The 12324-nt window shown below is 36.2% G+C and carries 11 protein-coding genes and 1 pseudogene; 7 read left to right on the top strand and 5 right to left on the bottom strand.

What is annotated here, in order from left to right; translation table 11 throughout:
* Nucleotides 1-27: 27 nt before the first annotated feature.
* Nucleotides 28-417: a single-stranded DNA-binding protein gene (locus tag EAH81_RS15540; RefSeq protein WP_140508716.1), complete on the bottom strand. Its 390-nt coding sequence runs from the start codon at nt 415-417 to the stop codon at nt 28-30.
* Between the two features lie 301 nt (nt 418-718).
* On the opposite strand from EAH81_RS15540, the gene xseA reads away from it, so the two are divergent.
* Together xseA and xseB are read left to right on the top strand one after the other, a co-directional pair.
* Nucleotides 719-2155: an exodeoxyribonuclease VII large subunit gene (gene xseA, locus EAH81_RS15545; RefSeq protein ID WP_140508718.1), complete on the top strand. Its 1437-nt coding sequence runs from the start codon at nt 719-721 to the stop codon at nt 2153-2155.
* A complete protein-coding gene (gene xseB / locus EAH81_RS15550) occupies nt 2130-2339 on the top strand; it encodes an exodeoxyribonuclease VII small subunit (RefSeq protein ID WP_317130502.1) in 210 nt (69 codons plus the stop codon). The genes xseA and xseB overlap by 26 nt, the downstream gene beginning before the upstream one ends.
* A gap of 208 nt (nt 2340-2547) precedes the next feature.
* On the opposite strand, the pseudogene EAH81_RS15555 reads toward xseB, so the two are convergent.
* Nucleotides 2548-3258: pseudogene (locus EAH81_RS15555) on the bottom strand (DNA polymerase III subunit alpha); the annotation flags it as partial.
* Nucleotides 3259-3407: 149 nt separating this feature from the next.
* Here EAH81_RS15555 and EAH81_RS15560 point away from each other — a divergent pair.
* Nucleotides 3408-5483, top strand: a complete 2076-nt coding sequence (locus EAH81_RS15560; protein WP_140508720.1) for a hypothetical protein — start codon at nt 3408-3410, stop codon at nt 5481-5483.
* Nucleotides 5484-5526: 43 nt separating this feature from the next.
* Here the strand turns inward: EAH81_RS15560 and mobC are convergent, their stop codons facing one another.
* Genes mobC through EAH81_RS15575 form a run of 3 tightly spaced genes read right to left on the bottom strand, consistent with a single transcriptional unit; the run spans nt 5527 to nt 9176 of the window.
* A complete protein-coding gene (gene mobC, locus EAH81_RS15565; protein WP_140508722.1) occupies nt 5527-7515 on the bottom strand; it encodes a conjugal transfer protein MobC in 1989 nt (662 codons plus the stop codon).
* A 21-nt stretch (nt 7516-7536) separates the two neighbouring features.
* Nucleotides 7537-8796 carry a relaxase/mobilization nuclease domain-containing protein gene (locus tag EAH81_RS15570; protein ID WP_140508724.1) on the bottom strand — a complete coding sequence of 420 codons (1260 nt, stop codon included), beginning with the start codon at nt 8794-8796 and terminating at the stop codon, nt 7537-7539.
* Complete coding sequence (locus EAH81_RS15575; protein WP_317130504.1) at nt 8781-9176, bottom strand: plasmid mobilization protein; 396 nt, start codon at nt 9174-9176, stop codon at nt 8781-8783. Before EAH81_RS15575 ends, EAH81_RS15570 begins: the two co-directional genes overlap by 16 nt.
* Before the next feature lie 288 nt (nt 9177-9464).
* On the opposite strand from EAH81_RS15575, the gene EAH81_RS15580 reads away from it, so the two are divergent.
* The 4 genes from EAH81_RS15580 to EAH81_RS27745 all read left to right on the top strand — a co-directional run bounded on the left by EAH81_RS15580 (nt 9465) and on the right by EAH81_RS27745 (nt 12254).
* Nucleotides 9465-9755, top strand: coding sequence for a hypothetical protein (locus EAH81_RS15580; protein WP_140508726.1), 291 nt, complete (start codon nt 9465-9467; stop codon nt 9753-9755).
* A gap of 209 nt (nt 9756-9964) precedes the next feature.
* On the top strand, nt 9965-11482 hold the full coding sequence (locus EAH81_RS15585) for a MauE/DoxX family redox-associated membrane protein (protein WP_140508729.1): 1518 nt from the start codon (nt 9965-9967) through the stop codon (nt 11480-11482).
* Between the two features lie 100 nt (nt 11483-11582).
* Entirely contained in the window at nt 11583-11867 is a 285-nt protein-coding gene (locus EAH81_RS15590) for a DUF6520 family protein (protein WP_140508732.1), read from the top strand.
* Nucleotides 11868-11975: 108 nt separating this feature from the next.
* Complete coding sequence (locus tag EAH81_RS27745; RefSeq protein ID WP_206669086.1) at nt 11976-12254, top strand: DUF6520 family protein; 279 nt, start codon at nt 11976-11978, stop codon at nt 12252-12254.
* Nucleotides 12255-12324: the final 70 nt, after the last annotated feature.

Raw genomic sequence — 12324 nt, forward strand, 5'->3', positions numbered from 1 at the left:
TAGGCTTATACATTGTTTTTCGGGATATTAAAATGGGAGGTCGTCAGGTTCTTTTTCGGAACTTGCTTTAGCGCCTTTACGTACCTCAGGGGTCTGTTCCCTGTCTTTGGCAAATGCAAGGATTTTAATATGGCTGGTATGAAAGGTCAGAGCACCGTGCGCCTCGGAATCACTCCCGATATAGACATTTAGACCGATGCGTCCGAATAACTCGACTAGTGCGCCTTTTTTAAGCCATTTTGCTGATTTGGAAGAAACCCAATAAGAGCAGTTGATGTAGGTAGTAATTTTTTTCAGCTCTGTGCTGTCTTTGGGTTTATAGCTGTCGTTGATAGCTATGGTAAAGTTTACAACCTCACGGTTTTCTTTTAGTTTAAAAACTGAGGCATCTTTTACAATTCGTCCTGTAATTTCCATGACATTTGATTTTTAGTGAATACTTGTTTTAAGTTCTCTTCCACCGTTTGCGCCAAATGAATTTTTTCAAAAGAAAAAACGGGAAAAAAGAAAGCACAAGTAAAGTGTCCGGATAAGGAAGCCGGAGTGCTATATGTCCCGAAGGGCGGCGACAGCCGTTATGCGCATGCAGGTGACGGCGGGCACTACTTTAGCTGCCCTTTTAACCCGTTTTGAATGAAAATCAGATTATACTTTTTAAGCCTTTTTGAGATTTTCGGCTAATAGTAGTACCTTAGCTAAACACAAGAAATCCCAATCAATGGAACCGCATCCCTATATCAGACTCTCAGCGCTTAATGACATGATTCATGATACGATCAGTGCTCGTTTTGCCGGACAGCGTTTCTGGGTACTGGCCGATATCACCAATCATTCCTATAAGGCAGATAAAAAAATCCATTATTTTGAGCTGGTGGAGAAAGTACAGAACGGCAATGCGATAACAGCCAAGATGATGGGTAAATCATGGGGAGGGGGAGCCGTTCGTATTGAGGAGTTTGAAAAAAACACTGGACAGACCTTTACCAACAACCTGCATGTTCTTGTACAGGTTAGCGTGGATTATCATCCCTTATACGGTTTGTCTGTGAGCGTTCTGGACATCGACAGCAATTTTATGCTGGGAATACTCGAACAGCAGCGAAATGCCACCCTTGAGCGTCTGGTAAAAGAAAATGATTACATCCAGAAAGTGGGGGATGGTTACTCGACGTTTAACAGCCGGCTGAAACTTCCGGCAGTCATTCAGAGAGTGGCCGTAATTTCTTCGAGCAGTTCTGCAGGGAATGAGGATTTCCGCCACACGATGCAGCATAATGATTTTGGGTATGTTTTCCAGATCGATGATTATTATACCGTTGTGCAGGGAGATAACAACGCCAAACTATTCTTAAATAAACTCATTGAAATCTATAATACCCGAATACCATACGATGCGGTTGTGATTAACAGGGGCGGGGGATCGCAGTCTGATTTTCTAATTTTTGACAACTATAATATTGGAAGGGCGGTAGCCAAGTTTCCCATTGCGGTCATAACCGGTATAGGACACCAGAAAAATGTCAGTATAACGGACCTGATGGGCCATACCCATACCAAAACACCAACCAAGGCGGCTGAGTTTATCATTGCCCATAACCGAAGTTTTGAGCAGGAGATCTTATCACTTCAGCAAAATATTGTCATAAAATCCCAGCAGCTTTTTCATGTTCATTACAAAGAACTCAGCGAACTTAAAAATGGTATTTCTCATAACGCGATGAAACTGGTTCACATTTACTCAGAAGAACTGGCAAAAACCAACCAGCGGATTATCAGCAGTTCCAGATCGGTTTTGTATGGGCATCAAAAGAAACTTATCTTAACTGCCCATCAGGTAGTGCAGAGTCCAAAAATGCTGCTGCAGCAGAAAAAAAATGATTTGACACATATCAAAAATTCCATAAAGAACACTGCTAATGATTATCTTCGCCGAGAGAAGGTCACTTTGGAGCATCACCTGAAAAGTATTCAGATGATGTCCCCGCAGAATATCCTTCGTAAAGGCTATGCAATTGTAAAGTTCAATGAAAAAATAATTAGTAGTGCAGAAAATATTCAGGCTGGGCAAGAGATAGAGGTGATCCTGAAAGACGTTAAACTAAAAAGCACCGTTAAAGAAAAAATACAATATGATGGAAGAGAAACTGACTTATGAGGCTGCCCTTTCTGAGCTGACAGCTATTTCGAAAGAAATAGAAAACGAAACGATTTCGGTTGATGCTCTGGCTTCAAAAGTGAAAAGGGCATCAGAGCTTATTGAGTTCTGCCAGACCAAGCTTAAAAACACAGAAGCGGAAGTTACCAAAATTATCGGCAGGATGGAAAACCCGGAAAACTAAATAAAAAAGAGATATACTATTGTAATCATTTCTTCGTTATGTAGCTATATAACCCGAATAAACAGAATATTTAAAATAAAAAAAGTTTAATATTCAATTATATATGCCTCTTACTTTATAAGTCCCACTACATCTGTAATGGGACTTTTTTCTGTCATTATACTGTAGATAAAGTTTTCTCTTTATGATTTTCAAAAGACTTAATCATTTATAAAATCATTTTGTTTCTAGGCAGATTAATTTCATGTTCCTGTGGATATGGTGCCCAATGGGTCATACTCACATCTTCACGAATCTGCTGATGTACTTTATACTGATTATCACTTGCATTGGAGTAACGCGGATCGGGGATGAATGGCATTTTTTCCATCTTTAGGATGGTTATCGTTGGAAAGTGATAATCTACTTCCACGTTTCCCAACAGCAGATAACATCCTCCTCCCTGAAATGGATATTTTGCCAGGCTGTCGGTAAAATGCGCCGTATCAAAGAACTCCCCTTCAGCATCTATCCAAGTGCCAAAATACATGGCTCCCATTTTAGTCGGGAAATGTTTTCTGGATATCAGGTAAGCGAGCATACGTACCGTGTTTTTGTGATATTTTAATAAATCTTTAGCCAGGACATCACCTCTGAATTTAGTTTTCAATAGGTCAAAGGGAGAGCATGAGACAGGGAAACTTAATAATTCAATTTCATCAAATGCATCTTCAAATTCGGAACGTTCCAATTTCGGAAGTTCATATTCTTTGACAGGTTCCTGAATGAGCATAAGATTTCTGTTTTCAGGCTTGAAGTTAATCAGAATCAGCCTTGCGATTACCAGCAGCTGATTCTTTGTCTTTCCGGTAAAACGGAAAGCGCCTATAAAAATCAGGATCTGAATGCCTTCAATACCAATTGGAATACAATTAATAAAGAGCATAATGTTCTAAATTATAACAAAATTATTTATTCCAATTAATCAGGTATTTATACTTGGATTGATATTTTCTTTATGATGTAATTTAGTATTATTTTTTTTTAGATAAAAATAATTTTATTAATAGAAACCCAAATCCTAGTTCAATGAAGAAAATTATTATCATTATTATGTTATTGTCTGTAACCAGCTATGGACAGAATGCTTTTCAGGACGCTAAAAAGCTTAATCGAATCAGAGTTGCGGAGCTGGAGAAGAAGTTAGGAATAATTACTTCCAGTGCTGAATTTGCAACTTATAAAAATAAAGAAGATCTTGAAAATTTTCAAAAATTTCTGCTTGATCCATTTAATCCAAAATTGGCCGCTATTGATGTTTCATTGTCCTTAGGGAATATCTTGGAAATGGAAACAATAATGGCACGAAAAGTCGGTGGCGTGGCAGGTCAATTTGATACTGATGGTGACGGTGTCGCGGATAAGAATGATGCTTGTCCCAATGAATATGGAACTTTTGCAAACTACGGATGTCCCGATGGTAAAGATGCTAAAACATTGGTGCCTCCAACAGGACAAGATATGACAACAGTTCTTGTTGATGCATTAGCTCAATTTTTAGTTGACAGGGTAAAACAGGAATTGACAATAACTTTTTATGAAAATTTCAGAAAAAAATTAAAGGACACTATTGAAATTAAAGTTACAATAGAAGGAAAAGCCATTGTGATAAAGATTGAGTTAAGAGTCCTTTTTCCAAATACATTTTTGTTATTGGACAGTAAGGAGTATTTTGACACGCCATCACTTGGGAAAACCTGGGTTACAGCCTTTAAAAAAGACCTTATAAATCTTCCATCTCAATTAGAAATTATTGTAAGATCCAATACAGATCTTGCGACAACAGATGTAGGAAGTTTTACATTAATTTCATTTGATGTTATTGAACAAGTAAAAAGAGGCGATCATCCAATGGAAATTCTTGATAATATCAATACCAAATACACTTCGGGCATGAATTTTAAAACTCTATCTCAGCAATTAGTGGGGTTTATAAATTTAATTTCTTCCAATTTAACTTATCTTAAGGGCGATGGAGATGTTCAGGTTAAAACATGGGCGATATCTGATGATTTGCAAAAATTAGATGATACCAGTAAAAAATTTCTGGCAGGTCTAGTTTATCAGAAAGGTGTGCAAAGCAAATTATTTGATAAGATAGTAATAGGTTCCAAAACGCTTACGGGGTCTATTACAAAAGATAATTACCCTAGTTTTTATTCTCATATACAACAGATGAGCGGTAATTTTAAAACTATTACGGCATTACTTGACAGAGTAAAAAGTGAGATGGGTAAAGAAACGACCACCAAAACATTGGAACAGTATGCTGTTTATCTGACTGCTTTTTATAATCTCTTTGATGAAAACATGAAAGCGATATATCAAATTTTAGGAAGTAATACTTATTATGATTCATTTTATTTTAAATCAATTAGACCTGTCTCTGAAGATTTAATAGGTTTCAACAGCGCTCTGGCTCAAAAAAATTATGCGGAGTGTATTCTTCTAAGTACTAATCTTTTGCAACAGCTGTTTTACAGCGAGGTTGACAGTGATACTTCTGACAAAAAAGTAATAAAAGAATTCTTTTACTATAGCAATTTTTTGGCGGACATAATTGCAGCATCTGAATCGGGAAACAGTGAAAATGTAAAAAAAATTGTTGAAAATTATGCTATGCCTGTAGGTTCTTATCGCATCAAAAGAAGTTATTCTCATTCTTGGGATATCAGTGCTTTTCCAGGGCTTTATTTAGGATATGAATTTGACTCTAGCCAAAGCATGAGCTACGGAATTACAGCGCCAGTTGGAATTTCTTTTTCAAGAAAGCACAATCGAAAAGTAAAGGATTCTTCCTGTTCAACATTTTTTCTTTCTGTAATAGATATTGGTGCTCCATTTAGTTATCGATTCACAAACGATGATGCACAGGGATTGCCACAGGAAATTAAATGGGAGCAAATTTTTTCTCCAGGTTTCTTTTATATCTATGGATTTAAAAACACGCCAATTAGTCTTTCATTGGGAGGACAGTTTACTCCACTCTTGCGAGATATTGAAGATGATAAAAATGTTTTGAAAGAAGAAAATGTTTTCAGATTAAGTTTGGGTTTAATGGTTGATATTCCAATATTTAATTTGAAAAAAGGAAAGCTGAAATAAATTTAAAAACAGAACCTCTCATATTTTATTAGAGGTTCTGTAATCACTGTATCTTTTTTATAATTAAATGAGACAGTGCAGGGTCATTAATTAAACGCTCCATTTCTGAATGAATTATATCTTGTATATCTTGTTTGATCTGCATATAATTTCGCTGCACTATTGTATTGTCAATTTTTCTGATTATGGGAATGTCCTGATAATTATCCTGTTCTTTTTTAAGTAAATCATGATCGTTTATAATCTCGGAGTGAAAGGTTTTGAGCTCGATTTTACAGTCCGGATTATCGGCCACAATACCCACAAATTCCCCTGAACTTAAAGAGGAAATTTTGGAAGCGGGTACCGCAGATTCCAACTGTTTGGAACGGCTGATTGAAGTGTCTGCGCTATTAATAGACAAGCTTTCGCGGTCTTGCATAATTTTTCCAAATCGTTCGGAAAGCTGTTTGGCTGTATCCCCTGTGACCTGACCGCTGATAATGTTTCCCGTAATATTTAAAATTACATCTGCCTGTTCCCGTCCATAGTCTTTTCTAAGCTGACTGAAGTCCTGTATTCCTAAACAAGTTGCTACTTTGTTACTTCTTGCCGTAGCAATTAAGCTATCCATATTGTTGAGGTATATCGTTGGAAATTCATCAAATATCAGACTGCTTTTCAATTTTCCTTTTTGATTGACCTGCTTGATTAACCGACTAACATAAAGAGATAAAACAGCGCCGTAAGTTTGTATTTTCTGAGGGTTGTTTCCCATGCATACAATTTTAGGTTCAAGCGGGTTATTGATATCCAAAGTAAAGTCATTGCCTGAAAGTACATAGTAGAGCTGTGGGGAAGAGAGCCTTGCCATGGAAATTTTGGCAGAAGCAATTTGTCCCTCAAGCTGCTCCATAACGTCCTTAAGGTAAGCGCTGAGAAATGGATTGATAAGGACTTCAATCTCTTTCTCTGTTCTGAGCAGTGTAAAGAGACTGTCGTAATCGAGCTGCATAAGTTCAATAACATGCGGAAGGGTGCAGAATTCCCCATCATTATACTTTTGTAAATACCAAATAACAGCTGTGAGAAAATTGATTGGGGATTCCACAAAAAAGTCACCCTGTTTTTTAATCCATTCCCGGTTAAGTCCCAGCAGAATAGTTCTTGCTGATTCCGCTGCATCGGTTATGTCTGTCATCGATTCAGGATACAGAGGATTGCACCTGTGAGTGCGGCTTAGATCATCGAAATTAATCATGTAAAATTTGGGTTCAACAGTATAAAGTTGTCGGTATTTCAGCCAGGTATTATAAGCAATGATGGTCAGATCAGCGAACTTAAAATCGTAAACGAACATGCTGAATCCTTTTTGAATATGCTGGGTAATAACATGGCGTATTACAAAATAAGATTTTCCCGAACCAGGTGTTCCCGGAACCAAAAGCGATCGAAAAGGATTGATAATATTTATCCAGCTGTTTCGTGCTTTATCTTTTAAATGATATCGGGCAGGAAGATTAACGGAGTATTCATTTTCTATAAGCCTTTCTTCCTGAGGGAAAGTTTCATTTTCTTTGTTGAAAATATCTTTATGATTTAATGTTCGAGTGATAATTCTTGATAAAAGCGTACCTCCGGAAAGCATCATCAGATATCCTATCGAAGTGGATATAATGTAAGCTGTAATTTTAAAAAAAAGACTAAGAACTGTCAGCAAAAACAGATAGCTGATAAAATATAAAATCAGTCCTGCCGTTATGTAAAAAAATGCCGTTTTAAATTGCAGTTTTTCATCTTTTCGGCCTTTTGCACCAAGTAAAGAAATGATCAGTAAACCCAAAGCAAAAAACTTTGTTTTATGAAAATTACTGCAAAGGCCTGTGTTGTAAATGTTGTGTAAAATCGTATCGCTAAAAGGGCTTACCAGCTGCCAATGTTTAAAAACCGAGTAGCCGTAATAGTAGAAGTGAATACTCAAAAGAATTATGCTTATGAGCCTTGTCATATCTAAAATTTTTCTAAGTGCCTGATCATTTTCTCCTGTCTGCATTGCCATGGATTTAGTGTTTAATTAATTGTCGGACTGTCCTTTTCTTTTTCTTTTTTTTCGTCTGCCTTTTAAGCTGGCAGGAATAAATTCAGATGCATATTCAGGCTGTAAAATGCTGTCAATTATCTTTTGTAATTCACGCTCAGAAATAAAAGCAGGATTTTTAGTTGCTTCTTCCTTCTGTAATTTGTTTTCATAATTATTTCCGTCGGGTTTTATCCTTACATTACCGCACCTTTCAAGAATTGCCTTCGCTGCATATTGAACGCCCAACGCACTACCATTAAAAACGCATTTTGTAGTATGGTCTACATATGTAATTCCATAGACCAGACCTTGAGAACTTTGCCTGTAAATTACAGCGATCCCTTCCTTGAGTAATTTTTTTTCCAGCTCGTCAAGGTCTATATTGCTGTTTTTTAAAAATGCCATGTCAATACTGTTTCTGATTCTTTTCATGTCAGGGAGCCGGGATTTTTTATTGGCTTCAAATTTTTGTTCAAGAGTTTTCATAGTAGGCATAAAATGAAAGCTGCTCGCTTTTATAGGAACTCCGATTGGGTTTTTGTCTGCATCAATAATCTGGTATAACAGCCCTTTATGAATAAACATTTTAGAATCCTCTTTTCCCTGCAGTACTGAAATATTATACAGGTTCAATACTGCATTTAATTCTCCAATAGTTGTAAATTTATAATGCGGTATTACAGCATGTAAAATACTTGCGATCGCTTTTTTTGAATCTGAAACACCATACTCGATTTTATGAACTTTTAATGGTTTTAAATCCATTACGGTTGTCTTTTTTTTACTTTCTGCGCGTACCAAATTGAATTGTGTTTCAATTTCTTTTCGTGCTGTTTCAGACTGATATTTTCCAATATTCTGCATGTCTATTCTGCTGCCGTCGGCTCTTACTTTTATAGAGACAATATGGATGTGCGGATGTCCGGCATCATGGTGCTGATAAACCAAATATGGCTGAGAGCCAAAACCAATTTTATCCATATAACTACTTGCAACTTCCATGAGTTTTTCCTTTGATAATTCTTTTTCTGACGGGTCAAAATTGAGCGATATATGCACACTGTTTCGAGTCACATTTTCATTGAGTTCAAGCTGTTTTAAAAGCATGTTTAGTTTAAAAATCAAATTCATGTCCGAAACGTCCATTGGATAATTTCCTTCTCCAATGCATTGGGCTGCGCCAACGGAAACTTTGTTCTCATTGTAATTGAAAATAGCCCTGATCGAACGCCCTGTATTTATGACTGCAACCATTTTTCAGAGAGATTTTCAATATGTTTTTTTATTTGGTTTATGGAATTAAAGAGTACTTTTTTTTCTATTTCATAAACCATAATCCAATGTTTAAATTCTGAAATCTGTACAAGGGTGTGAAGCTTTTTAACTGCCTGATTGAAGTTGTTTCCAATACCATTTAAATCTTTTCTCAGCAGTATGAGTTCACTCATTAATTCATCGAGTGATTCGTTTCGGTATTTCAAAACCACAGGTTTCTGCAGCAGATTTTTTCTGGCATAATCACTGAGTTTTCTGCAGGTTGATTTGTCAAACTGCTTCTGCAATATTTCATATTCGGCACTACTCAGTCTCAGATGCATCCATCTTGTTCTGTTTTTGTTTTCTTCTTCCATCATTTATCTTTTTCATTTCACAAACTATTCTCCTTCTGGTTTCACCGCCAACGAGTTCCGAGTAAAAAGGCGGCAAGATATCGGTTGTGATACAACCGGACATCTTGCAGATTGCAGGAACGTGGCAATCTTTAAGAGTCTTACTAAGTTTTCAGACTATTATCAAATACCAATACGAATTTACGTAAGAACAGTCAATACAGCCTATCACAGGTAAATTATGCTTATGATGCTTTGAGGATGCATGCTTAACTTTAACCCTTGATTTTTTAATTTAAAAATGATGAAATTATGATTACAAAAAATGATGTTTCCAAAGTTTATGATACGGTATTGAGTATCCCTGGAATGAGTGAGGTAGTGAAGATTGATTTGAAGGTTTCACGAAAAATTGTACTGTTATTAAATCATGTTATCAGTAAAGGAATAGAGATGAAAGAGGACGATGGCGGGCTGTTGGCAAACGTATCAGAGGAAGCATTACTGGACCTGAAAAATCTTTCAGAGGAATGCCTGCAGAAAGCAGGTCTTGTGGAACTGAATCAAAAATTAACAACGCTAAACGAAGCATGTAAATCGTAAAAAAAAATTAAGATGTATTGAGCGCTTAATAGATTAACATTTAGTCATTAAGCGCTTTTTTGATGTGTAAAGCTGTGAATTGAAATTGTCATGTTTCGGGAACTTTTGTCTGCCTTTTGGTAATAATTATAAGAAAAAACTGCTCTAAATTTGTTTATCACTTTTCTAATAATACAACTTGGCAATCCGTAACCTGTAAAATTTAGATCATGAAATCGAAAATTAATTTTAGAGATGTTTTTACTCAAGTAGTAAGTCTATTGTTTATCTTATTATTTGTATATGCGGCCGTAAGTAAATTATTAGACTTTGAGAACTTCAGGGTACAGCTTGCGCAGTCACCGCTTTTAAGTGTATTTGCATCGTGGGTTTCGTGGCTGGTCCCTTTAACAGAACTGGTAATAGCATCAATTTTGATCGTTCCAAAATTGCGATTTATTGGTCTTTTGTTATCGTTGAGCCTTATGACCATGTTTACAGCTTATATTTTTATTATCCTGTACTACAGCTCTTTTGTTCCGTGTTCCTGTGGTGGTATTCTGGAGAGGATGAGCTGGGATATTCATCTGCTTTTTAATACGGTATTTGTTTTTCTAGCACTAGTGGCGTTAATATTGAATAAACAATTTAAAAATAGGTATGTCTCTAAAGAAACATACTTTGTAGCGACGAAATGGATCATTCCTGTTATGATGTTTAGTATTTCAAGTGTAATAGTTTTATTCCTTTTCTCGGAAGAGATAATTCATCACGATAATCCATTTATCAGACGCTATCCTCAACATCCTGTAGAATTCTCTAATGCTATGGAATTAAAGATTAATTCCTATTATTTGGCAGGGTTCACGGGAGGAAGAATATACTTGGGGAATCACAGCAATCCTTTACATATAGAATCAGCAGATAAAAAATTACGCAATAAACAGATTAATAGGATTTCTTTTGATCCCGGACAAATACCATTTAAATCAGTTATCATTACGGTAAGGGATTCTTATTTTTATCTATCTGATGGCAGTGTGCCTAAGATCTTTAGAGGAAACTTAAAGGATTGGAAAATTAGTAAAGAATTAAAAGGCGTTCCTTATTTCACACTTGCCTTACCAGTTGACAGTGCGACAGTAACATTGAGATCAAATAATTCAAAAAATGCTGCAAATGTTTTAGGAATCTTTACTGAAGGAAACAGGCCAGCTATTAAATACAACGGAGAACTTTTAGAGGGGCAACTTGATGGGATTTTTGATACTGATGGAACCCTGATGTACAGTGAGGAATTCAAAAAGATTGTATATCTGTATTATTATCGCAATGGATATATTGTCGCAGATAAAAATGGAACACTTGATCATAGAGGAACCACTATAGATACAGTTACGCATGCGAGAATAAAAGTGACAACACTCGATAACGGAAATCAGCACGTCATGTCTTCACCGCCTTTTGTGGTAAACTCCCGCGCTGCCGTCTGTAAAAATTTACTTTTTGTACACTCTAAAGTAAAAGGCCAATATGAAAACGATAGGCTCTGGGAAAGCTCCTTTATTATTGATGTCTACGACCTGCGTACTAACGCCTATATCATGAGCTTTCCGGTCTATCATACGGCAAGTAAGATACTGAATTCTCTATTGGTTACACCAACGCATCTGTATGCCCTTATAGGTAATGATCTAGTTGTATATGAGATCCACGACATACTAAAAAAAGAAATGAAAAATATTTAAGCATCAATCTTAAAATAGAAAATTATACCGGCCGGTGTCAGGATTAAGATCGAACACCTGTAAAAAAAAGTAGATCACCCTATAAACTAAAATTAATATTATGAAAACGTTATTTAAAAACATGTTGCCAATTGCTGTTGTAGCACTTGGAATTTCAGGAGCTTTTGTAACAACTTCGATGCAAAGTGTCTCCAAAACGAATGTCGCACCTAAGATTGGTTATCTTAGAGACTCAAATAATAAATGTACGCAAACCGAAGTAAATTGTAATACAACACAAAGCCCATTTTTGTGCCGTCTGAACGTCACTTCGGGTCCGGTGGCGTATGACAAGGATATTCCAACCAATAATTGCGTACAGCCTTTATATCGTCCAACTAATTAGGACAATATATTAATTGGCAATGCAGTTCTGTGTAGAGCTGCATTGCTAGTTTTAAGCCCTCTTGACACCAACAAATATTTTATTAAACTTTAAAAATAAATACAATTTATGAAAACTTTATTTTTTAAAAACATGCTCCCAATTGTTATTGTCATCTTGGGAATTTCAGGAGCTTTTGCAAATAAATCGATGAGTAGTTTGCCTCGGTATGTGGCACCAGAGACAGGCTATACCAGGGATCCGTCGGGACATTGTACTGATATTGATGTTTTATGCAATAATACACCCAGCGCTTTCCTTTGCCGCCTTTATGGAACATCAGGACCACAGGCCTATGGGATAGATCCTACTACACATGATTGTCTCAAAGTTTTATATCGTCCCTAAAGTGCTTTTATTTAAAACATAAAACGGCAAAGCAGTTCCATTTGGAACTGCTTTTTGTTATTAGTCACTA

This window comes from Flavobacterium pectinovorum (genome assembly GCF_006438875.1).
In the GTDB taxonomy this organism is placed as follows: domain Bacteria; phylum Bacteroidota; class Bacteroidia; order Flavobacteriales; family Flavobacteriaceae; genus Flavobacterium; species Flavobacterium pectinovorum_A.

Excerpts from the sequence above, each read along its gene's own strand:
- mobC (WP_140508722.1), bottom strand. The coding sequence starts at position 7,515 with ATGCAGACAGGAGAAAATGATCAGGCACTTAGAAAAATTTTAGATATG.
- xseB (WP_317130502.1), top strand. The coding sequence starts at position 2,130 with ATGATGGAAGAGAAACTGACTTATGAGGCTGCCCTTTCTGAGCTGACA.
- EAH81_RS15585 (WP_140508729.1), top strand. The coding sequence starts at position 9,965 with ATGAAATCGAAAATTAATTTTAGAGATGTTTTTACTCAAGTAGTAAGT.
- EAH81_RS15560 (WP_140508720.1), top strand. The coding sequence starts at position 3,408 with ATGAAGAAAATTATTATCATTATTATGTTATTGTCTGTAACCAGCTAT.
- EAH81_RS15590 (WP_140508732.1), top strand. The coding sequence starts at position 11,583 with ATGAAAACGTTATTTAAAAACATGTTGCCAATTGCTGTTGTAGCACTT.
- EAH81_RS15540 (WP_140508716.1), bottom strand. The coding sequence starts at position 417 with ATGGAAATTACAGGACGAATTGTAAAAGATGCCTCAGTTTTTAAACTA.
- EAH81_RS15575 (WP_317130504.1), bottom strand. The coding sequence starts at position 9,176 with ATGATGGAAGAAGAAAACAAAAACAGAACAAGATGGATGCATCTGAGA.
- EAH81_RS15580 (WP_140508726.1), top strand. The coding sequence starts at position 9,465 with ATGATTACAAAAAATGATGTTTCCAAAGTTTATGATACGGTATTGAGT.
- xseA (WP_140508718.1), top strand. The coding sequence starts at position 719 with ATGGAACCGCATCCCTATATCAGACTCTCAGCGCTTAATGACATGATT.
- EAH81_RS15570 (WP_140508724.1), bottom strand. The coding sequence starts at position 8,796 with ATGGTTGCAGTCATAAATACAGGGCGTTCGATCAGGGCTATTTTCAAT.
- EAH81_RS27745 (WP_206669086.1), top strand. The coding sequence starts at position 11,976 with ATGAAAACTTTATTTTTTAAAAACATGCTCCCAATTGTTATTGTCATC.